The organism is Sphingobacteriales bacterium (assembly GCA_016706405.1).
GTDB lineage: Bacteria > Bacteroidota > Bacteroidia > Chitinophagales > UBA2359 > BJ6.
Genome location: JADJJT010000001.1, coordinates 1023059 through 1047527, shown reverse-complemented (window position 1 = coordinate 1047527; position 24469 = coordinate 1023059). Strand labels below are relative to the sequence as shown.

Here is a 24469-nt window from a genome sequence, read left to right as displayed (position 1 = left end):
AATAAACAAGGCAAACACATCTTATCGCTTAATCGTTGAGTTTGCTCTAAAAACTTCGTTAAATTATTACGCTAATCAAGGCGGTATTTGAACAAAAAAATTACCTATCTTTGCCGCCAAACCCCCTTTAATAAACGAATTAAATTTAAACGATGGCCAACAACCTGCTTGCCGGAAAAAAAGGCATTATATTTGGCGCTTTAGACGAAAAATCTATTGCCTGGAAAGTAGCACAGCGCGCACACAACGAAGGCGCAATATTTACCCTCACAAATGCCCCCGTAGCTATGCGCTTAGGGCAAATAAACACCTTAGCCCAACAGTGCAACAACGCACAGGTTATACCCGCCGATGCTACAAAAATTGAAGACCTCGAAACACTGATTACCCAATCAATGGAAATATTGGGCGGCCCACTCGATTTTATTTTACATTCAATAGGCATGTCGCCAAACGTGCGCAAAAAGCGCGACTATACCGATTTAGATTACAATTTTTTGCAGCAAACCTTAGACGTTTCGGCTATTTCGTTACATAAATTGCTGCAAACAGCTTATAAACTCGATGCTATTGCCGAGTGGGGTTCGGTGGTGGCACTTAGCTATATAGCTGCCCAACGGGTTTTTCCGGGATATAATGATATGGCCGATGCCAAAGCAACCCTCGAAAGTATTGCCCGAAGTTTTGGCTATCATTACGGTATCCGGAAAAAAGTGCGCATCAATACCGTTTCACAATCGCCCACCCAAACAACAGCCGGAACAGGCGTTTCGGGGTTTGGCGACTTTTTTAGCTACGCCGACAAAATGTCGCCATTAGGCAATGCAAGTGCCGAAGCTTGTGCCGATTTTTGCCTCACTCTATTTAGCGATTATACCCGGATGATTACCATGCAAAATATTTTTCATGATGGTGGCTTTTCAACTATGGGCATGACACCTGCAATTTTTGAAGATTAAAATTATTACAAATTCTTATTGTGTTTTGTGTAGCCTAAAGATTATTCTATGATTAATGGCCTGAAAGTGGTAGTGGTAATGCCCGCTTACAACGCCGCCAAAACCCTCGAACAAACAGTTGCCGATATTGACCAAAATTTAGTTGATGAACTAATTTTAGTTGACGATGCCAGTAGAGATAATACCTTTGAGTTAGCCAACAATTTAGGCATACACCATATTATTAAGCACGATAAAAATAAAGGATATGGCGGTAACCAAAAAACTTGCTACAAAAAAGCCCTCGATATTGGGGCCGACATAGTTATTATGTTGCACCCCGACTACCAATATACACCCAAACTTATTCCGTCAATAGTACATCTAATAGCCAGCAGTTTATATTCGGTTGTTTTAGGCTCGCGTATTTTGGGCGGCGGTGCTTTGCGTGGCGGCATGCCATTGTATAAATACATTTCGAACAGATTTTTAACCCTGACGCAAAATTTTATCATTGGGGCAAAACTTTCTGAATACCACACAGGCTACAGGGCATTTACCCGCCAAGTATTGCAAAAGGTAAATTTTAATGCAAACAGCGACGATTTTATTTTTGACAACCAAATGATTTCACAAATATTTATGGCCGGGTTTGAAATAGCCGAAATTACATGCCCAACCAAGTATTTTAACGAAGCCAGTTCTATTAATTTTAAACGCAGTTTAAAATACGGCTTAGGAGTGTTAAAAGTATCAGTCGAGCATCGTTTGCATAAATGGGGCTTTATCCGGATAAAACGGTACGAAACTATGTAATAAATAAAATTGCACTATTTATCCGGATAATTGACCAGTAAAACCAGGCAATAATCATACAATTAAATAGTTCTGTATTGCTAAAACGAGAATGCTACACCAATACTTGGCAAAATTGGCAGTTGGTTAATGCGCTCGTAATGAATACGGTCGAAATAAAAAATATTATCGCGGTTATAAGCATTGGTAACGCTGGCGGTAGCCTCGAGGCGAGCGTCGGTGCCTAAAGCCCACTCTTTTTTAATAGATAAATCTAAACGATGATACGAGGGCAAACGCCCGTCGTTAATTTTTTCAGAATAAATGATTTCGAGCTGCCCGTTTTGGGTTAAATAATCAACATCAATACCGCCATTAAAGTTAAGCGACTCATAAAAACCCTGCGTTTTGGTAAACGGAAACCCCGACCCAAAATTCCAGCGTGCGCTAATTTCCCACGATTGCCCCTTGCCAAACGCATACGAGGCTAATAAATTTACGTTATGGCGGCGGTCGTAATGGGGCGGGTAAACCTGGTCGCCATTGTTGCGGGTAACATAACCCAACGAGTAAACCGCCCATAAATACCAAGGTTTGTGGTCGTATTTGGCAAGTACATCAAAACCGTAAGCGTGCCCAACCTCCATCACATAATCGGGGTCTTGGTTAAGTAGTTTCGAGCGGTTAATATCAATAAGCTGGTTAAAATACTTGTAATACGTTTCGATATTAAAATCTAAATAGCGGGTGGCATCAAATTCGTACCCCAAAATACCGTGCAAAGCATATTGCAAATTATTGGGAGCTTCGTTGCCAAAAGCGTTGTCAAGTGCACCTTCGGGAGCTGATAAAAATCCGGAAAAAAGGTTTACAACGTCTTTATCTGAGCGTGTGCTTATAAAGTTTTGCGAGTAATATCCCGAGGCAAGTTTAAGCCTCGAACGGTCGGTAATATTATATTTTAGGGCAAAACGCGGCTCAAGGGCAAATGCTGCCAAAGAAGCGTAATAGTTAATTCTTAATCCGGGCTCAAGGAGCAATTTTTTATCGCCCACAATGGCCTTGTAGTTTAAAAATCCGCCTATTTCGGTGGTATTTTGGTCTTGGTCTATGCCGTAACCTAAGGGGGTATAAAATTTGAATTGGGTGCTATAGCCACTAATTTCGATGCCATATTTAAGGTCGCCCTTAGGTAAAAAATACGAGAAATTTACGCCGCTATTAAAACCACCGATACTGCTGGTTCGTGGCAAGCCATCGCTTTCGGTAAGTGAAATATTATATTTTGAAAACGAAAAATGGCCATCAATTAATACTTTTGAAACACCCGGAACAGCGACAAAATTTACCCCCGAACCAAATGAACCCCAATGTAGCTTTGACTTGCCCAAATAACGAACATTGTCGTCAAAATTATATCCGGAGAAGTTTATTTTACTGCCGTTCCCTAAGTTTAAACTAATTTTGCCGTACAAGTCGGTAAAATTATAGGGCAGTCCATCTTCATAAATATAATCGTACAGCATTTTTGAGGTACGGTCTAAATACGAGGTTTTTGCACTTAACATATAAGATGCAGATGTGCCTTGTGTCGACTCGTTGAACCGTTTTATTGGCCCTTCAAATAATGCCTTTCCTGAGAAGGTGCTGGCACCAATTTTCCCGCTGTGTTTTTTGCGATTGCCATCGCGCGAGGTAACGTCAATTACCGCCGATATTCGCCCGCCATGTAAGGCACTAAAGCCTCCGGTATGCACTTCAACATTTCGGATAAGGTCGGTTTCAAATACCGAAAACAAGCCTATGGAATGGAAAGGGTTGTAAATTGTTAGCCCATCGAGCATTACTTTGGTTTGTATGGGTGCGCCGCCACGTATGTATAGTTGTCCGCCTTGGTCGCCTGTTGAAACCACACCCGGCAGTACTTGCAAGTATTGGGCAAGGTCGGGCTCGCCGCCAACGGTTGGTATTTTTGAAATTTGTTTAGGCGTAACTTTAATAACCGAGGCGCGCACTTCGGTTTGTTTTTCGGTGCGTTCGGCAGTTATCTCAACGGTTTGAAGCTGAGTGTTAGCTTGGGCAATATATAGTTGTTTGTTTACTAAATCGTTTGGTGCTAAGGTAACGGGTACTTGTAGCGTATCGTAGCCTACAGGCCGGCAATACAGGGTATAGTTGCCGGCTGGCACTTTGGCTATACTAAAAAAGCCGTTTATATCGGTTGAAGCGCCGTAGTTAGTGCCTTGCAATAATACCAATACAAAAATAAGTGGTTCGCCGGTAGCTTTGTCGTAAACAAATCCACGGATGGTAGCATCGCCAGCTTGCGTTTGCCCTTGGGCCTGAGTAGTAGTGAAACAGGTGTGTACTGCTAAAAATAAAATCAAATAGTAAAAATACGGCAAAACAAAAGATTTAAACCATGCAAACAACCAATGAACCATCTTGTAATATTATTATATTTTGGGCGATTAGGCAAAAACGCCGCAAGATACGCTTAAAATGGCAAGATGGGTTTTGAGCAGGAGATTAGCCGTTGTTAAATTATGTTATGGTGCAATAAAGCAGGGTAATATTTTTCCGGATGATGAACTTGGGCTATAATTCCGGAACTAATTACTTTAGTCCGGATTAAAAAATTGAACGCGGTGCCGGTGTTCGTCAACTTCGAATAAGCCATACTATCTAAATTTATATTCCTAATTCATTTAAAAAATGCCGAACAATGCCGGGGTAAACCATCAACATAAATAAAATACCAAATAAAGCTCCAAAAAAGTGCGCGCTGTGCCCAATATTGTCGTTCGCATTGCGGCTTGCCCATGCCGAATAGACCAAATACAATACCCCAAACAAAACGGCAGGAATTGGTATGGGAATAGGAAAAATTATAAGTTTGCTTAGTGGTGCCAACAAAATACTGGCAAACAAAACCCCCGAAACAGCCCCCGATGCACCAAGACTGCGGTAATAAGGGTTATTTTGGTGTCGGCTAAAATCGGGTAAGTCGGCAGCAATTAGGGCTAACAAATACATCCCTACATACAGTAAACTACCCACAGCAACGCCAAATTGAACTTTAAAAAAAACCTCAACATATTTCCCCATAAAATATAAGGTAAGCATATTAAAGGCTAAGTGCATAAAGTTGGCATGAATAAACCCCGATGTAATAAAGCGAGAATATTCATTGTTTTTTTTAACTAAGAATGGGCTAAACAACAATTTCTCGAACAAATTTCTATTATTAAAAGCCAATACGGAGACGAGGACTGTAACACCTATTATTAAAGTGGTAAGCATAAGTATAGTAGTTTATAATTTTATTTGGTGTAAAGCCAAATTAATGGCAATTTTGAAGTCAATTAAATTGAATTAGGTTGCCAAAGGTACAACACAAAATTAATTTAGACCCAAATATTGCTAAATTTAAAAAATACACTACGGCGCAAACACCTGCTTTGCAAAAAATAGCATCTATATAACTAAACAATACATAATTTGGTAATTTATGCTGTTTAAACTTTTATTGTCATGAAACTTCACAATTTATTAACACAAAAGCAATCAAGAGCTTCTCCGGCAGTTTTTTCTCGTAAAAGTCTATCAGTTGGACGTTTGGCAAAAAAATAAAGACCAAAACCAAGCGATAAATATTTTAAGAAGTCGGTATAAAAATTAGGATATTGACCATTAAATATCTAATTTTGGGCGTCAAATATAAAGAAGTTTAAATTTTTTTTACCTTTGCAACTTACTTTTTAAAACTATTAATCAAATAAATTATAAACGCTCCAAAAAAAACTTAAAACTTTATGAGCAACACAGCAAAATCTACACCCCAAGCATCCAACAAAGGCGCGGGTAGTATCTTCCCGCTTATAGTAATTCCATTGGCAATTGTACTTGGTTTTATCATTTGGAAAGTTATATTAGGCAACCCCGCCAATTTTAAAGATGGCAACACAGCCGGCGAGCCATTGCCCGGAAGCATTTTGGGCATGATGTACAAAGGAGGCTTTATTGTACCAATATTAATAGCCCAACTTTTAATTGTAATTACTTTTTGTATCGAAAGGTTTATTACTATTGCCCGTGCTGCCGGCGTAGGCTCCATGGATGCTTTTTTGCGCAAAGTAATGGGTTTGGTTGATAAAAACGATATTAGTGCTGCTATGGCCGAGTGCAACAAACAAAAAGGCTCTTTGGGTAATGTTGTTTACAGTGGCCTTCATAAATACCGCGAAATGCAAAGCGAAGCAAGCCTTGAGAAAGACCAAAAAGTATTAGCCATCACCAAAGAAGTTGAAGAAGCAACAACGCTTGAACTACCCATGCTCGAGAAAAACCTAAATATTTTGGCCACTATTGCCTCGGTAGCAACACTATTTGGGCTTTTAGGTACGGTAATTGGTATGATACGCGCTTTTGCCGCTCTTTCAGTAGCAGGTTCGCCCGATGCTTCGGCATTGGCAACAGGTATTTCTGAGGCCCTTATTAACACCGCACTTGGTATTGGTACATCGGCCATTGCAATTATTGCCTACAACTATTTTACTAACCGTATTGACGGCTTAACCTACCGCATAGATGAAGCCGGATATAGCCTGACTCAAGCCTTTGCCTCTTCGCAAAAATAGTATTTTAGCTTATCAAGGCCATATTTTAGTTTTATTATCAAGTTGCTAATAAAATATAATAACAAAAGCAACTGCCTGTAAAGTAAAATGGCCACGTTATTTAACTTGTTAATAATTAAAACAAATAACAACCCATGCCCAAGCATAAAATACCACGCAAAAGCACAACCATAGACATGACGGCCATGTGTGACGTAGCCTTTTTGCTGCTGACCTTTTTTATTTTAACCACCCAATTCAGACCCGAAGAAGTGGTTTCTATAGACACGCCCTCCTCTATATCTGACTTTATACTTCCCGATGCAGATGTATTGCTTTTATCGGTTGGCAACGATGGCAGAGTGTTTTTCTCTATGGACGGCAAAGAACACCGATTAAACCTGATAAATAAATTTGAGGAAAAATACCAGATGGGACTTACCGACGAGCAAAAATATCAGTTTGCTATTGCCAACGATGTTGGCTTGCCCATTGGCCAGCTTAAACAATATTATTCGATAGAACCAATAAAACGCAAAGAGGTAAAAATGCCCGGAATTCCAGTTGATACGCTTGTTGGCCCTACTAACGAATTAAGCGATTGGATTTACTTTGGCCGACTGTCGAACCCTAACGTCCGGATTGCTGTAAAAGGCGACAACAAAGCCCCTTTTAAAGTAGTTAACGCCGTTATTAAAACCCTCGAAAAACAAGATATTCACCAGTTTAGCTTTATCACCGACCTTGAAGCCAACCCCAATGCGCCTAAAACAGCAAGCCATGGCGGGGGCGGCAAACACTAAAAAATTTATTATTATTCACGTCTTAAAAAATTGTATTTACCAATATGGCCGAAATGCAAACCTCACAGGGTGGTGGTAAGAAAAAAGGTAGTAAGGTACGGGGCAAAAAAATGTCAACAAGGGTGGACTTAACCCCTATGGTTGACCTTGCCTTTTTATTGCTAACTTTTTTTATGATGACCACTACTTTTAATAAACCCAAAGTAATGGAATTGGCTACCCCCGAAGAACCAAAAGATACAACCCAGCGTACTAAAATTAAAGAATCAACCGTTCTTGTGCTGATGCTTTCTGACCGAGACAGAATTTATTGGTATGATTATCCGGATAATGGAGACCCACCAACTGTAACTAATACCGACTTCTCAGAATCCGGAGTGCGCAAAATCATCCTCGACAAAAAATCTCGTGTTGAGCAACAACATGGCTTAGATGACAGAAAAAAATGGGACGAAGAGAAAAAAGACTCTATAGATATAAAAACAAGCAAATTAATAACATTAATTAAACCCGATTCTACCTCGAACTTCAAAAACTTAGTGGACATTTTAGACGAAATGGCCATTAACGATGTTACCAAATTTGTGCTGACCGATATTACCGATAAAGAACGACAAATGATTGCCGATGCCAAAGCAGCTGAAGCAGCCGCAACCGGCAATTAGCTAATTGAACAAACAATAAAATTACCAAATTAAGTTTTGTTTTTTATCCGGAATTTTTTAACCAATTAAACCACCCTTTGCAACCATGAGTGCAAATAATAATAATAACAAATACTCCAATATGGATATATTGGACATTGTTTTCGAAGGGCGAAACAAGGCCTACGGCGCTTACGACCTTCGGAAAGTTTACCCTAAGCATTTGCGCAATTCGCTAATTGCTACGGTTTTAGGTATTTTGTTTTTGGTGGCTATACCCTACGTAAAAGCCTTGGTAACGCCCTTGCTCGAAAATAATAAAGAAAAATCGAGAGTATTGGAAATGGAGTTACCACCGCCCCCACCCATGACAAATGAACCGCCCCCGCCCCCTCCACCCCCCGAGCTTCCCCCTCCCGAAAAACCACAGGTTAAATTTGTAGAGGTAGAAGTGAAAAAAGATGAAGAAGTAGTAGAAGAAGAAAAAGTGGCCGATGTTGAGGAACTAAAAGAAGCCGAAGTTTCGACTAAAACCGTTGAGGGCGACAAAAACGCCGTTACAAAAATTGATGCCCCTATTGAAGAAGTAAAAGAAGAAAAAATTGAAGAGGTAAAAGTAGTAGAACCACCCAAACCCAAAGAACCAGAAGTATTTACTATTGTCGAACAACAACCCGAATTTGACGGCGGTGAAGGTGCTATGCAAAAGTTTATTCAAAAAAACTTAGAATACCCCGCCATTGCCCGCGAAAACAATATTCAAGGAACAGTATACGTTGAGTTTGTAGTTGGCTCTAAGGGCGATATTTCAAAAGTTCGCGTTGTGCGCGGTATAGGCGGCGGCTGCGACGAAGAAGCCCTGCGTGTAGTAAATAAAATGCCTAACTGGAAGCCCGGCAAACAAGGCGGGCAAGCGGTAAATGTTAAATTTACCCTTCCTATTAAATTCCGGTTAGAGTAGTTTGCCTTAGCTCAATATAATAGCTAAATGACCAAAAATTAATGAACTCCTGCAGCTTATTTATTAATCTAAAGCAGGTAAATAATGCAAACAGCAACACTATAAGTTATACTTTAGTGGTGCTGTTTGTTTTTTGATTAAACAGTTTACATTGCGCCCTATTAAATTCTGATTATTAAAAATTTAATCACTTTTTCGCAATATTATTGTTGTATCTTTACCGTTCAATAAAATCTTAGTTGTATTATGTTTGTAGATGTTTTACTTGGCCTACAATGGGGCGATGAAGGGAAAGGCAAAATTGTAGATTTTTTAGCAAACGATTACCAATGTATTGCCCGTTTTCAAGGAGGGGCAAATGCCGGACATACACTTTATTACCAAGGGCAAAAAGTGGTGTTACATTTAATACCTTCGGGGGCTTTGCACCCACACTTGCTTAATTTTATTGGCAGTGGTGTTGTTATTGACCCTGTAGTATTGCGCCGCGAAATTATTAATCTTCAGGCATTAGGCGTTAATATCGCCGAACGTTTGATTATTGCCCGCAAGGCCCATCTAACCTTGCCCACCCATAAAATTTTAGATGCCGCCAGTGAAACAGCTAAAGCAGGCTTAAAAATTGGCTCAACCTTAAAAGGAATTAGCCCAACCTATATGGATAAAATTGGTCGCAATGGGTTGCGCATAGGCGATATTACACACCCCAATTTTAAACAGTTTTACGAACAACTTAAAGCCAAACATATTAAAATATTAGAACAACAATACGCTGTTGATTACCAGTTAGATGAATTAGAAAATGAATGGTTTGAAAGTTTGGCTTTTTTGCAACAGCAAATCCGGATGGTTGATGGTGAGTTTTTTATTAACGACGAGTTGCAAAAAGGACATCGTATATTGGGCGAAGGTGCGCAAGGTACAATGCTCGATATAGATTACGGCACCTATCCTTATGTAACCTCATCAACCACCCTAACAGCCGGTGCCTGTATAGGTTTAGGTATTGCCCCACAACGCATAAACAAGGTTATTGGTATTGCCAAAGCATATTGCACCCGTGTAGGGAGTGGCCCTTTTCCGAGCGAGCTGCACGATGCTACCGGCCAAAAACTGCGCGATGTAGGCAATGAATACGGCTCAACTACCGGCCGCCCAAGAAGATGTGGCTGGTTAGACTTACCCGCGCTGCGCTATGCCCTTATGCTTAATGGTGTTACCCACTTAGGTATTACCAAAATTGACGTGCTAAATGAATTTGATGAAATAAATATTTGTGAAAAATATTTGATTGATGGGAGCCAACAGGGTAGTTCAAATTGGCCTTACGATGCCGACCGGTGTACAATTGAACCACAATACGTAACATTTAAGGGATGGCAACAAAGTTTGCAAAACTGCCAAAACTACAACCAATTACCACAAAATTTGCAAAACTATCTACAATATTTGTCACAACAAACCAACTTGCCCATTGCCTGGCTAAGCACAGGCCCCGAACGCGACCAGTTGTTGATTAATACAAATTAGAGTAGAAAAATTAATTAAAAAGCAAAATTAAAACCTACCCGAATTTATTAACTGTTCGATGCCTTTTTCTAAAGGGGTATGCGAGCGGTTAAGAAGGTTTTGCATCCGCACTAAATGGGGCAAACGCTGAGGCATATCGCCTTCGAGCAAGGGGGGCAGGTATATAATTTCTGAACTCGATTTGCTCAACGCTATAATAGTTTTAGCTAAATGCAAAATAGTAATCTCTTCGGCGTTGCCAATATTTACAACCTCATTTATATATTTTTTATTATTAAGTGCAGCAATACATGCAGCTATATTATCGTCAATATAACAAAAAGTACGTGTTTGACTGCCGTTTCCGTAAATTGTAACAGGCTGGTTGTGCAGGGCGGCTTTTAAAAATTTTGACATTACAAAATCCGTACTTTGCTTGGGGCCATAGGTATTAAAAAACCTGAAAATTGTGCTTGAAAGGCCATACTCGCGCGCATACGAAGCACAAAAAGCTTCTCCGGCGTTTTTTACAACGGCATAGGGTAGCCTCGAATTTAAGGGCGTGTTTACCTCGTCTTGTGGAAAACTAATTGACTCGCCATAAACCTCAGAAGAGGAAGCGAAAAAGACTCTTTTTACACCCGTATTTTTCGATAACTCTAAAATATTCCGGATACCTTCCAAGTCTTTTAATACCAACAAGGGCTGTGTTAGGGTTCGCTGCACCCCAACCACGGCAGCATAATGAAAAACAAAGTCAAACGAATTGGCTGCCATAACGGGCATTATATCGTTGAAATTATTTACATCGCCCTGCACAAATGTCCAATTGCTATTTTGGCTGTCGGGCAAATTGTCTATCCGTCCGGTTAGCAAGTTATCCATCAAAACCAAGTAATTACTTGGGTCGTTTAACAAGCCATCGGCTAAACTACTGCCAATAAAACCAGCACCTCCGGTAATTAAAATTTTGGGCATACATTAATAGAAATTATAATTAAAATAAATATAATTTAAACTTTTTAGCTGTGTTTAGTCGTAAAATTGCCAGACCAAACCCAATTTAAAAGCCCTGTCGGGTAGCGGGTAGGCTGGGGTAGCCAAAACCCCGTTTTGAGTACCAAATAATCCTTGATTAGCATGTTGTAACAAAGCAAAAACCCGTACCCTGCTTATTTTAATATTACAATAAACATTAACAACCGGGTAATAGGTTAAATTGGTAACATTGTTGGTATTTGCATTAAAAAATTGCCCAATTGCAGGCGAAAATCTGTTTGCGGCATCAATAGCGGTATTATAGCTAATATCGAGCCCAAACTGGCTTAACATAGCCTTTTTAAAAAGCCAAGTTTCGATGTAAATATTATGGCGAGAAATCCATTTTGGCAGATCTTCAAAACTGGCAGTATCTGTTTCCGGATAAAATTGCCCGACAATGGTATTTTCGAAGTGCAATTTGCGCCAGTGCAGGTTAATATTTCCCATTAACTGAGTGATACTAATCGTTTTTCCGGATAATTGCTGCGGATGGCCTTGCCCATTCCAAATGATATAATTATTTAAAATATACTGGCTTGCCGATAAACTACTTCCGGAAGCCGGATGTTTAAAACCGCCACCTATTTGCAAAACCGATATTTGTTTTAAGTTGGGTTGTTTCCACCAATAATGATTGCTAAAATAGCGTTGCTCAGTAGCATCGGGGGTAAGAAGTTGGTACTGAGCTTGTGCATAAAGACTGCCTATTTTTTTGGCCAAAAACCAAGCTGCTTGCCCTTGTAGGCTAATATCGCCTCTGTTAAAACCTATTGGTACAAACCCAAACCGAGCCTTGAAATAGGTTTGCTGGTTTCTTGTTTGGGTGCTAAAATGTGCAAATAGCTCAATGCTGTTAAGGTTAAAACTTGTATCGCGAAGGGTAAATAAGGTATCGGGGGGTAGCGTATAAACAGTATCAACACCTGTAACCGTAACAGGTAATAATGGCAAGGTATCGTTGTAATTGGCCTGATTTACGGCTGTAAATTGATGTGCCAAACCTGCATAGGCAGTAAAATAAGGTATATTTTGTTTTGATTTGAAACGCATTGCCGAGGCAAAAACCTCGTTGCGCAATTGCCATGCTTTTATAGTATCGGCTGTATTGGTTCGGCTAATATAGAAGTTAGGGTAAATGCCTGCGCTGGGGTTAGCACTTTGAGGTGAGGGGTCGTTATAAGCATAAAAATTATCGGCATAACTAATGGCATGGCCTATCCGGAATTGCGGCAACAAGCGGGTAATTTTTAAACTGTCGCCTCTAACCGGAATAGAATCGTAGCGATTACCAAAATCATAATGTTGTTGCAAACGCCATTGTCTGTTGCGAAGCCCGCCGTTTGCCGCCAATAATTGTACATTTAATATAGTTTTCCGGAAAAAACTGGTATCGCTAAACAAATCTTCGAACACTACACCGCCGTTGTGTTGTAGCTCGGCACTGTTTATTAAGGTGCTAAACAAGGCATTATAACGCTCTTTTTTTCCTTTAAAATGCAGCGAAACCGATAAGTTGTGCCATCCGGCTTTTTGACGTTTGTAAATACCTTGCGAAATAAGCCTTCTGTAATCGAAATTAAGGCGTAGCCTTTGTTTAAAAGTTTGCGAAAAAGTAACCCCAGCTATTTGCTCTTGCCCCGCTCCAAACGAGTAATACCACTGCGAGTAAGGGTAGGGTCCCGTAAACCAGTGTTGGTTTTGGAGGGTAAATTGCCAAAGCTCGTAGCGTCTAAAGCCTAAATTAAAACCAATATTACGTGTAAACTCAAAAACTAAAGGTTTGGCGGCCAAACCAATATTACCTAAATAGTGCCATTGGTTGGTTTGGGCAACGGCAGGTATATATCTATGAAAATTATAAAGTTGGGTATCTATTTGCTGTGGGTTATAGCTGTAAGTGTCGGTAAAATATTGGGTGTATGGGTAGCGTTTTTGGGCTTGTACGGTATCTTTTTGTAATATAACCTGAGCATTTAACGGTATCAAATAGCCTGCTATTATCAAGCCTGTTGCTAATACAAATGAAAAAAACTTACTAAATAAAACTTGCATATAAAAGCAAATTGTTACACTAATTACTTGTTTAGCAATAAATAAATACGACAGAGGGCAAAAGTAGGCAAATTTTGGACTTGGAAAAAATTAATTCTGTCATCATAATTGTATAAAGATAAAAAAACCGTATCTTTGCATCCCAATTATTAGAAATAATACGTTACGGGATGTAGCTCAGTTGGTAGAGTACACGTCTGGGGGGCGTGTGGCCGCTGGTTCAAGTCCAGTCATCCCGACAATATAGAATTTTTCATAAAAATTGGTGAGGGTTAATTGCTTCTGCAATTAGCCCTTTTCTTTTGTCTGCTTGTTTTACATTGTTGTAGATAAGTCTAATATAGTAGTGTAAGATTGTCAAATATAACCTAATTTTAGCCCCAAAAATGCAAACTAAAACACCAAACAATTTTTTGCCCTCAGTTTTAGTGGCACTTGTTCACTTATTAACCTGCTTGTAGTATGTCATCGTTATCGCGTCGCAAATTTTTGCAAAAATCAGCCACCGCCTTAGCAGTCGGTAGCATTTGGAACCAACTCGAGGCCGAGACCCTTGCCAATGCTGCGCTAAAAAATGCCCTTTTACCCCCTGCTCAAGCTACAACAGACGAGGATTTTTGGGAAATGGTGCGGCAGTCGTTCACCACCTCGCCTAACGTAATTAACCTAAACAACGGCGGAGTTAGCCCACAGCCTAAACCTGTTCAAGAGGCGCACATGCGCTACTACCAATATTGTAACGAAGCCCCCTCGTATTACATGTGGCGTGTTTTAGATGCAGGCCGCGAACCGCTGCGCGAAAAATTGGCAAGTTTATCGGGATGTAGCCCCGAAGAAATTGCCATCAACAGAAACAGTACCGAAGGGCTTAACTCAATTATTTTTGGCCTCAACCTAAAAGCCGGAGACGAGGTAGTGCTAACCAAACAAGACTACCCAAATATGATAAACGCTTGGAAACAACGCGAAAAACGCGATGGCATTAAATTAGTATGGCTCGATTTTAATTTGCCAATAGAAAACGACGAAACCATTGTTGAGGCTTATGCAAATGCCTTTACCAAAAAAACCCGGATAGCCCATGTTACACATATAATTAATTGGGTAGGGCAAATTTTACCAGTCGCTAAAATTGCCAAAATTGCCCACGAAAAAGGAATTGAAGTGCTTTGCGACGGTGCGCACAGTTTTGCCCATATTGATTATAAAATTCCGGATTTAAATTGCGATTATTTTGCAACCAGTTTACATAAATGGCTTTGTGCGCCCTTTGGCAGTGGTTTAATGTATATCCGGAAAGAAAAAATTAAAAACGTATGGGCATTATTATCAAACGATAAACCAGATGGAGACGATATTCGCAAATTTGAATCGCTCGGTACACGCTCTATGGCCAGCGAAATGGCAATTGGTGCGGCAGTTGATTACCATTTATTAATTGGCAGCCAACGAAAAGAAGAAAGATTGCGCTATTTAAAAAATTATTGGTGCAACAAAGTGGCAAACCTACCTAATGTTAAGCTAAATACTTCGCTTAAAAATGCCTACTCGTGCGCCATTGCAAATTTTAGTATTAACGGGCTAACCCCCGCCGAAATTGATACCCAACTTTGGGACAAATATAAAATTCATGCCGTAGCTATTGTTTGGCACAATATTAGCGGCGTACGTATAACACCACATGTTTATACAACCCCCCGCGATTTAGATAAATTAGCAACAGCAATAACCAATATAGCAGAACAAGCTGGCAAAAAGGGCTAAAATTAAAATTAATTTTTTTGTTCCCCGTTACAAAGATGTTTGTATTTATTTGTTCCGGAAAACTAATTAACAAACTATTTAAAGAAGAATAACTGTAATGTTGTTTAAAAGCGTTGGGTAAAACGCTATCAAACCTGCCAATTACAAGCCAAACATCTAACAATGGCATTAAGCAAAAATACTATTAAATGGCTATGCAGTTTGCATCAAAAAAAGCATAGATGTAAGGAACGAGTTTTTTTACTGTCGGGCGAGAAGTTGGTTGCCGAACTGCTAACAAACGCCCCAAATTTGGTGGTAGAAATTTATGCTCAGGATACTTGGCTACAAAATAACGATAACTATTTTACCCTTCACACTAATAATAAAATTGCCAGTAGCAGCCTAACCATTACGCCGGTAACCGAACGCCAAATGGCCCAAATTTGCCCAACCATAACGCCCCCACCAATTATGGCCGCAGCCCAATTTTTGCCTACGCCGCAAACAAGTTCTTATCAATTGCCGCTTAAAGCTCAAACCTGGGCATTGTTGCTTGATGGTATTAACGACCCGGGCAATTTGGGTACCATTATACGCACCGCCGATTGGTTTGGCGTTAAAAATATTTATGCCTCAAGCGACTGTGCCGACCTTTACAACCCTAAAACCGTACAGGCAACAATGGGTAGTATTTTTAGAACCCAAGTTATTTATGCCCCTTTAAAAGATATTGTGTTGGAAAATCCACACTTACCTGTCTATGGAGCTTTTTTATCCGGAACAAATATTTTTGAAGAAAATTTTCCAACATCCGGATTAATGACTATTGGAAGTGAAGCCCACGGAATACGCCTCGAAACACAACCATTAGTAACAAAAACCGTTACTATCCAAGGCTATGGCAAGGCCGAATCGTTAAATGCAACTGTCGCATCCGGAATATTATTAGCCACAATTACTAAAAATTGGCGTAAATAACATATTTTTGTTCCTTATTGAAAGAAATACCTTACTTAACAATACATTTAATCTATTAATTAATTTTTTGAAATTTGAATTACTAAATATATGGCTAAAAAATTACTAATTTTAGCAATTACCGTTTTTGCAAGTTTAATCTGGGTACTAAACGATGACAATATAGCCCATACAAAATCGGCAACGCCACCGCTTAAAAAAACAGGAGCACCCGGACATAGTAAATGCAGTGAATGCCACGACGGTGGGGCCGGTGGCTCGGTTAGCATTACATTTGGAAACGGTGATACACATTACGTGGCCGGCCAAACCTACGAAATGCAAGTAACTGTTACCAGCACAACAATGGTGCGTTTTGGTTTTGAAATGATTTGTTTTGATGCCGCTAAAAAGCCCGTAGGAACTTGGGTAGCCACAGGGTCAAATACACAGGTAATTGGTAGTGGCAGCTATATAGCACACCAAGATGCCCCAGTTGGCACAAGCCCCCACACCTTTAATTTTCAATGGATAGCACCCCCCGAAGGCACGGGCACCGTAACTTTTTATGTAGGCGGGGTTGCCGCAAACAATAATGATAGTTCAACTGGCGATGGCGGCTATACAAAGTCAAAAACTATAACCGAAATAATGCTGCCCGGGCCCGATACTTATAGCTATGTTACCGGCCTTAATACGAGTACAGCCCAATGCGTGCCTACCAATGAACTACAAGGAGTTTTGGTAAATACTATTTTTTGTGATGGTACAACAACAACTACTACAAGCAATAATGGCACAGTAAATATTGATGCCGCCTCGGGGTTTGGTTGCTTTACCTATACACCCGCATCCGGATTTTTAGGTACCGACCAATTTTGTATCCTCGTATGCGACAACAATATACCGCAAGTGTGCGATACCACAACGGTTAATATTCAAGTAGTGCCGTACAACCCGGTATTTAAAGCAAAAGTATTTTTAGAAGGTGCTTATGCCGCCGGATTAATGAACACAAAACTGCAACAAGCTAATTTGTTGCCATTAAGTCAGCCATATTCAGGCGCCCCTTGGAACTATGCCGGAACAGAAATGGTTACTTCATTTGCCCCAAATATTGTAGATTGGGTGCTAATTGAGTTGCGATATAAAAATGACACAAGCCTAGCCTCACAAAAGGCAGCTCTTTTGCGAGATGATGGCATGATACTTGACTTAGATAATAACGAAGGTGTGCTAATGGGCAATAATTTAATAATAGGCGACTATTTTATGGTTATTAGGCATCGGAACCATTTGCCAATTATCAGCGAAGTAGCCCACAATTTAACTTTAAATACTGCTGTTTACAATTTTACAATCGGAACAGAACAAGCCATGGGTACAAACCAATTAACACAAATTGATACCGATGTTTGGGGTATGCGTGGTGGCGATATAGATGCAAAAGGAACTATTACGGTAAGCGATTTTAATATATACCAACTTGATGCATCTAAATTGAACCTGTATATAAAAAGTGATATAACATTAGATAAAGCTGTAACAGTAGCAGATTTTAATAAATACAAACCCAACTCCGGATGGATTGCTCCGGCAGTACTTAGGTATTAGTCCGCTTTTAATGTATTTTTAATTTTATTATTTTTTCCAACAAAAATAAAGCATAAGATTTTAATTTAAATTAGCTTTTATATTATATAGAATTGATAGCTTTTTTATTTTCTATCTCTTATTTTAGGTAACTAATTACTAACAAATGAGTACAAATGTCAATAAAAGGTCAAAGCTTTACGAATTTTAGAAAAAAAATGCAGTAATTTTAACTATTTTTTTGGTAAATTTAATTTTTGTGCGTACTTTTCGAGCGCAATTACCTAATTTTACCCCGCTATTTGAAAACCAATCCAAGATAAATAATTATTTAAAATAAAACTTTCTATCATGAGTTTAAGAATTACATACAAACTGCTAATGATGCTGGTTATTGCTATGGTAACGGCATTAAGCGGTAAAGCTCAAACAACCGTTGAGGTTGGTTTGGCCGACTTGCGTTTTTGCAATATTGCGGTAAACGGCGGCAAAATTACAATGGACTTGCAAATTCGGTCGGCAATTACTGCCGAACAATTTGCCATTGGTGCTCACACGGTATTTTTTGAGTTTGACCCAGCCTCAATTACTGCGCCTGCTTATACATCGGCATTATTTGACGACAAAAACAAATGTGCATTTGGCGGCGCAGCAGCACCCTATTTTGCACCTGCCTTTACCTCAGACAATATTAGCGGTTTGGGTAACTTAACAACAAACATGCAAATACCCAACCAAGGCTGCCCAATGGTTACAGCAACTTGGCTAACCATGGGCTCGTTTAGTTTTGATATTATTAACAATACTATCCCAATGGGTCTTAATTTTTTATTGGGTGGTGGCGAAACCTTATTCAATAAAAACGATAATACTCCCCAACACAATATTTCAAGTGCGGTTGGTTTAAATACCCTACCAGTTCCGCAATGCCCAACTAATGTAGGCACGCCCATAGCACTTGCTCAAAACCTATGTAACGATGCAGTTAATGGCAATACAATTACACTGCCTGCCCTTGTTTTACCGCCTGCCGATGAGTGCGGCGCACAACCTACTTTTACTTGGACACAAGTAGGCGGCCCCAGCGTAGGCACTATTGCACCAGGCCAAACTCCAACGGTTACTTTAGGCCAAAAAACTTCTTGTGGAGCAGAGGCTTATCAATTTGCATTGACGGTAGGTTGTACCCAAGATGCCAATGTTGCGCTTAACGGAGGTACAGCAACTTACTCGGTTTACCCAACAGTAAATGCCCCCACCGTAACCGCTACGGGTAACGACCCCAACGGAAACTGCACCTATATACTAACTCCTGCTTGTGCTGGCGACGTATTAAACCCAAATACAATAGCCAATAAAGGACCTGGCTCGCCTGCTTCAACTACCGATGTTTCTGTATCGAATGCAGGTTGCCCGCTAATTAACATATTTACAGTTAATATACCTGCTTGTGCTGCAAGTTGCCCCTCGCAAGGCGATGTAACCCCCTTAGCCTATACCGAGAATTTGTGTACGCAAGTGGGCGGTGTTTCGGTAACCTTGCCTGCCCCTAACGCAATAGGTGGTGCCTTTGGTGCAAATGCTACGTTTAAATGGAAACTGCAAAGTGGCCCCGGAGCCGTAAACGTTCCTGCTGGCAATACGCCAACCGTTACAATTCCCAATAACACTACTAATTGTAACGCACAAACTTATGTGTTTAAATTAGACGTTGGTTGCACACAAGATGCAAACGTATTATTAAACGGCGGAACTGCCACTTATACTTTGTATCCAACACCTAATGCCCCCACAGTTACACGTCTTAACGATAATTGCGACTATAGCCTTACACCTAACTGCCCCGGCGATATTTTAACCCCTAACAGCGTACCCGCAACTGCCCCTGGCTCAACAGGTAATACTTTTGATGTTACGGTTGCCAATACAGGTTGTGCCGCAGTAGCCTTTATTTTGCCCTTAGAAGATTGCCCCGCCGCACCACTGCCCTGCCCAACACAAGGCAACGTAACCCAAACATCCGGAAGTCAAAACGTTTGCTCTTCGGCAGGTACAGCTACTTTGCCAAGTGTAACTGTAGGCGGTCCTAATGCAGGTTTTGCTACTTTTGCTTGGACCCAAACTGCCGGCCCTACTGCTACAATAGTATCGCCCAATGCGGCAACAACCGATGTTCAGTTTGCTGCTGTATCCGGATGCAATCCTGTAACCTTAACCTTTGCTGTTACAATAGGTTGTACCAATGATGGTGCTGTAAATTTAAATGGTGGCAGCACTACAGTAGTTGTTTATCCTGACCCACAAGCACCTACGGTAAGTTTATCCGGACAAGATTCGGACGGCTTTTGTACTTATAGTGTAACAGCAGCCTGCCCCGGTGATGTAATAGGTGGTTCTGTTCCAAACGCACCAGCAGATACGCCCGCTTCAACAACAAACTTAACTGTAAGTAATGCTGCCTGCGCAGCCGTTGACTTTACTGTAAATGTGCCAGCTTGCCCCGAATTGGTAAATACCTGCCCCGTAGCTGCCGATATTACGCCTGCAATTGATCCGTTGGCTGCTGATTGTGGCGGTGGTGTCGACGCTGCGCTTCCATTAGAAGCTACGCTTCCATTAGTTGGTATTGGCGGCCCCAATGCGGCACAAGCAACTGTTACATGGGTTCAAACATCTGGCCCTGCTGTTTCAGTGCCACAAGGTCAAGAGCCAACAGTTATGATACCAGATAACACTACGTGCGACCCAATAACATATACTTTCGACTGCATAGTTAGCTGTACTGACAATACCGGATTAGTGATTGACGGTGGCACAGCAACCTATACTATAAATCCAATTCCACAAGCACCTACTGTTGTTAAATTAGACAATACTTGTACTTACGGTATTGTAGTTAATTGCCCCAATGATGTGACCACTCCGGCAACCATAGATAATAAAGCGTTGGGAGACCCTGAAACAAATGTTTCTCTTGAGGTTTCGAACGGCAATTGTACTGCTACATTTGATGTAGTTGTACCAGCTTGTGATGTTGAGATTATCGAATGCCCAACGCAAGATGACGTTACAGTTGCATCTGATAGCCAATCTTTCTGCTTAACCAATATTACAGTAAGTTTACCCGCCGCCTCAGTAGGTGGTAGTTTTGGTGCAAATGCTACTTATACATGGGTACAAAATAGTGGCCCATCGGTAAGTGTTCCTGCTGGCGCTACTCCGTCGGTTAAACTAAAAGCAAATAGCACTTGTAGTCCAATTAACTATAGCTTTGTTTTAAATATTGGCTGTACAGACGATGCAACAGTTAGTTTAAGTGGGGGTACGGCTAATTATACAGTATGGCCTGTACCTAAAGCGCCATCTATTATACTAAATGATTTAACTTGTAGCTACAAACTTACGCCTGCGTGCCCCGAGGATGTATTAACACCGAACAGTATTGATGACCAAGTACCTGGAACGCCATCACAAACGGTATCCATTGCTGTTGGTAACGATGGTTGTTCGGCACTTATTTTCAATGTAAAACGCCCAGCATGTCCTGGTGGTAATGATTGCCCCAATGCCGGAGACGTTACTCCAGTAAGTGGTAGTACCGATATTTGTAGCGATGCTGCAGGCAATACAATTAACCTGCCTTCTGTTGATGTATCCGGAGATGGCTCGGCAAACGCCACTGTTACTTGGATACAAACTGCTGGACCTACTGCTACTATTGCTGGTTCTGTGGTTACTATTCCCGGAAATACAAGTTGCGGTGCTGTTACATTTAGCTTTAGTGCAACTGTATCATGTCTTGTTGATGGTAGCGTGAACTTGGCTGCCGGCTCGGTAAACTATGTAGCATATCCCGAACCTCAAGCCCCAACCATCAATTTGACAGATTTAACATGTAACTACGAAATTGTTGTGGCTTGCCCTGGCGATGTTGTTAGCCCAGCAACTTTTGGTCCATTAGCCCCTGGAAGCACTAACGGAGCTACCATATTAACTGTAACCTCGAGTATAGCTGGTAATCCTTGCGCAACTGCCGATTATACAGTAAGCTACGACGCTTGCCCTGGTGACGTTACTTGTGCCGCCGACGCTGGCGTACCTACTGGCCCAGCCGATACCGATATTTGTAATGATAGTGCAAACGCAGCCGATAATGTATCGGGTGCGGCAACAGGTTTTGCTGTTCAACCTTCGGGTATTTTTGAAGGAACACCTGATTATGCGTATATTGTAACTAATAATGATGTAGTGGTAGGTGTTAGTGCTAATGGCAGCTATGACTTTACTGGTGCTGGTTCAGGCAATTACTGCTTTACCGGAATTGCATATGATAATACCAATATTGATATGGTGTCCGACGCTTTGTTGGGCCCAGGCAACCACACATTGCAGGATTTGATTTCTTTTGCAATCGGTTCAGGCTTGACCACTCTAACTCAAATACAAGGTGCAATACCCAACTTAGAGGCTTTGACCGGAATTGCACTTTGCTATGACTTTAGCGGCCAAGCATGGTGTGTATCTGTTGCTTCTTGTACTGGCGGCCCCAATAATCCACCAATTGCCTTGCCCGATTTAATAAATGTTTATTACTTGGGCGCTGGTGCGACAATTAACGTTTTAACCAACGACAGTGATCCGGATGGAGATGTGTTAATAATGACCGGCATTGATTCTCCTGATGTTTCAAAAGGAACTATATCTTTCAATGCAAATGGCTCAACAACCTTTACACCTGCAGCGGGCTTTGTTGTGGGCGATGTAATAGTACTTAACTATACCATTTCAGATGGAAAAGGTGGTACTGCTGCTTCTACACTAACCATAATAGCTAGTGATTGCGAAGCCGCAGCTGGAGATTTACAAATACAGCCAATCTATTGCCACCCCGATGACGGCGCAATTGCAGCAATATTAAAACCCAAAGCCGTTGGCTTTAATGGTAGTGCTGGTTTTACCCAAATATTTGTTATTACCGACACCGATGGTAACATTATTTCGGTGAGCAATAATAAAAAGGAATTACCTACTCCACAAGACGGTGAATACATAATGTATGCGATTAATATTGCTGATGCTAACCCGCCAACTATTAATATTGGAGACAATATTGCCGATATAGCTGCCCAACAAGACTTGGCTTGCTTTGATATTTCGGAAGGAGCTACTTTTACAATATTGAAGAAAATTCAAATGTCCTATACTTGGTTCTGCAAACCCGGAGTTTCTGGTAGCCACTTCTTTATTTTAACAATTACAGGTGGCTTCCCCGAATATGCTAATTTTGGTGGTTACATGACCAGTTTCCCCGGCTACTTTAAATGGGATAGCAATACCCAGCAGGCTGTTGATACCTTAGAGTTTAGCCCTGGCATGGCAATTCCGTTTAAAGATGGTAAAAACACCGTATTAGATATAACTGATGACTGGAAATGTACTGCTGGTACTTTCTTGTTAGAAGGTGGCCCTTGCGAAATCCCTTGCGACCCAACACCTGGCGATATGCCTCCGGCATTAGAACTTTGTAATGGCGCAACTGCTTCGGTACAGGCTATTGGCTCGCAGTTAGATGCAGGTGAAGTACAATGTTATATTTTGCATAGTGGTTCTGGCTCCTTAATTGATGGCATTATTGCACAAAATACCACTGGCGTATTTACCCAAGCCGATGGCCCAATAGCCTTTGGTGTTACCTACTATATTTCGTCGGTAGTTGGCCCAGCCGATAATAGTGGCTGCCCCGACTTGACCAATCCTTGTACTGGCGTTGCCCCCGGCACCCCCGTAACTTGGTACAACGATGTTGTTCCAGCGGTAGATTATATATGCCTTGACGATAATAGTGGTGCCCTTAACTTATTTATTGCCGCAACTGGTGGTAAAGAAAATAACTATACGGTTGAGGTTACCATCGCTGGGGTAACAACTGTTGAAACAATTGAAGGCGGCAAAGTAGTTGAATTAGATACCTTGATGCTTCCTGAGGTTCCGGATGGCGATCCTGCTGATACCATTACCACTTTCGGTGGCAATATTTCGTGGGTTGTTACCGATGCTATTGGTTGCTCTGCCTCTGGCGTAATGGAAGTATCTTGTATTGTTACACCTATTACTTTGTTAAGTTTTGATGGCTTGGTTCAAGAAAATGGCAATTTATTGCGTTGGGCTACTGCTACAGAAATTAATAATGACTACTTTACCTTATTCCGCTCGGCTGATGGTGTTAAGTTTACCAAAATAGCTAAAGTTGAAGGTAACGGTACCACTAGCTCGGCGCACGAGTATAGCTTTTTAGATAAAAATGCCCCTGCCGGCATTAGCTACTACAAACTTGTTCAAACCGACTTTAACGGCCAAAGCAACCCCGCTGGATTAATTAGCTTGATGCGTCAGGCTGGGTCGTTACAAGTGGTTAGCGTAAGTCCAAGCCCTACTACCGATTTTGTGAATATTACCTTTAACCAACCTACCAATAGCATAACCGAACTTGTTGTTACCGACGTGGCTGGTAAGCTAATGACTAAAAAATTGATTGAAGGTGTTAGTGGTAAAAATGTTTATAAATTAGATGCTACTAACTACGCAGCTGGCATTTACTTTGTAAATATTGTAAACGGCAATGATGCAACTTCGACCCGTTTTATGAAAAAAGACTAGAACTTAGCAACAGACAATATTGTTTTTATTGCTGAACAATAGTTTGTGGTTAGATATAAAACTGTCCGGATAATTTATCCGGACAGTTTTTTTATTATTTATTCCGGAAAATCAAAAAATAACCGGAACTTTGCAGGCTCAAACCAACGTATTA

16 protein-coding genes and 1 tRNA gene are annotated in these 24469 nt (G+C 40.8%); 12 read left to right on the top strand and 5 right to left on the bottom strand.

The genetic code is table 11. The features are described from left to right. Positions 1-152 precede the first annotated feature (152 nt). Positions 153-959, top strand: a complete 807-nt coding sequence (locus tag IPI59_04020) for an SDR family oxidoreductase (GenBank protein MBK7526719.1) — start codon at positions 153-155, stop codon at positions 957-959. Between the two features lie 48 nt (positions 960-1007). Next, positions 1008-1754 (top strand): glycosyltransferase family 2 protein, encoded by a 747-nt coding sequence (locus IPI59_04015; protein MBK7526718.1) that lies wholly within the window; start codon positions 1008-1010, stop codon positions 1752-1754. A gap of 80 nt (positions 1755-1834) precedes the next feature. Here IPI59_04015 and IPI59_04010 read toward each other — a convergent pair whose 3' ends face one another. From IPI59_04010 to IPI59_04000, 3 genes are all read right to left on the bottom strand, one after another. Beyond that, positions 1835-4120: a carboxypeptidase-like regulatory domain-containing protein gene (locus IPI59_04010; protein ID MBK7526717.1), complete on the bottom strand. Its 2286-nt coding sequence runs from the start codon at positions 4118-4120 to the stop codon at positions 1835-1837. 152 nt (positions 4121-4272) lie between these two features. Next, positions 4273-4413 (bottom strand): hypothetical protein, encoded by a 141-nt coding sequence (locus IPI59_04005; protein MBK7526716.1) that lies wholly within the window; start codon positions 4411-4413, stop codon positions 4273-4275. Between the two features lie 11 nt (positions 4414-4424). Then, the gene (locus IPI59_04000) at positions 4425-5036 is read right to left on the bottom strand and encodes a rhomboid family intramembrane serine protease (protein ID MBK7526715.1); all 612 of its coding nucleotides are present in this window, start codon (positions 5034-5036) and stop codon (positions 4425-4427) included. A gap of 512 nt (positions 5037-5548) precedes the next feature. Between IPI59_04000 and IPI59_03995 the strand changes: the two genes are divergently transcribed. From IPI59_03995 to IPI59_03975, 5 genes are all read left to right on the top strand, one after another. Then, complete coding sequence (locus tag IPI59_03995) at positions 5549-6373, top strand: MotA/TolQ/ExbB proton channel family protein (protein MBK7526714.1); 825 nt, start codon at positions 5549-5551, stop codon at positions 6371-6373. A 134-nt stretch (positions 6374-6507) separates the two neighbouring features. Beyond that, on the top strand, positions 6508-7155 hold the full coding sequence (locus IPI59_03990) for a biopolymer transporter ExbD (protein MBK7526713.1): 648 nt from the start codon (positions 6508-6510) through the stop codon (positions 7153-7155). Positions 7156-7199: 44 nt separating this feature from the next. Beyond that, a complete protein-coding gene (locus IPI59_03985) occupies positions 7200-7820 on the top strand; it encodes a biopolymer transporter ExbD (protein ID MBK7526712.1) in 621 nt (206 codons plus the stop codon). 121 nt (positions 7821-7941) lie between these two features. Then, complete coding sequence (locus tag IPI59_03980; GenBank protein ID MBK7526711.1) at positions 7942-8760, top strand: energy transducer TonB; 819 nt, start codon at positions 7942-7944, stop codon at positions 8758-8760. 246 nt (positions 8761-9006) lie between these two features. After that, positions 9007-10290, top strand: coding sequence for an adenylosuccinate synthase (locus IPI59_03975; GenBank protein MBK7526710.1), 1284 nt, complete (start codon positions 9007-9009; stop codon positions 10288-10290). A gap of 27 nt (positions 10291-10317) precedes the next feature. Here IPI59_03975 and IPI59_03970 read toward each other — a convergent pair whose 3' ends face one another. Together IPI59_03970 and IPI59_03965 are read right to left on the bottom strand one after the other, a co-directional pair. Further along, positions 10318-11247 (bottom strand): NAD-dependent epimerase/dehydratase family protein, encoded by a 930-nt coding sequence (locus IPI59_03970; GenBank protein MBK7526709.1) that lies wholly within the window; start codon positions 11245-11247, stop codon positions 10318-10320. A 54-nt stretch (positions 11248-11301) separates the two neighbouring features. Further along, positions 11302-13362 (bottom strand): hypothetical protein, encoded by a 2061-nt coding sequence (locus tag IPI59_03965; GenBank protein ID MBK7526708.1) that lies wholly within the window; start codon positions 13360-13362, stop codon positions 11302-11304. Positions 13363-13528: 166 nt separating this feature from the next. Here IPI59_03965 and IPI59_03960 point away from each other — a divergent pair. The 5 genes from IPI59_03960 (at position 13529) to IPI59_03940 (ending at position 24315) form a co-directional block, all read left to right on the top strand. Continuing rightward, a tRNA-Pro gene (locus IPI59_03960) sits at positions 13529-13601 on the top strand. A 223-nt stretch (positions 13602-13824) separates the two neighbouring features. Next, positions 13825-15126, top strand: coding sequence for an aminotransferase class V-fold PLP-dependent enzyme (locus tag IPI59_03955; protein ID MBK7526707.1), 1302 nt, complete (start codon positions 13825-13827; stop codon positions 15124-15126). Between the two features lie 162 nt (positions 15127-15288). Then, complete coding sequence (locus IPI59_03950; protein MBK7526706.1) at positions 15289-16086, top strand: RNA methyltransferase; 798 nt, start codon at positions 15289-15291, stop codon at positions 16084-16086. A gap of 90 nt (positions 16087-16176) precedes the next feature. Further along, the gene (locus tag IPI59_03945) at positions 16177-17679 is read left to right on the top strand and encodes a hypothetical protein (protein ID MBK7526705.1); all 1503 of its coding nucleotides are present in this window, start codon (positions 16177-16179) and stop codon (positions 17677-17679) included. A 330-nt stretch (positions 17680-18009) separates the two neighbouring features. After that, positions 18010-24315 carry a cadherin-like domain-containing protein gene (locus tag IPI59_03940; protein ID MBK7526704.1) on the top strand — a complete coding sequence of 2102 codons (6306 nt, stop codon included), beginning with the start codon at positions 18010-18012 and terminating at the stop codon, positions 24313-24315. Positions 24316-24469 lie beyond the last annotated feature (154 nt).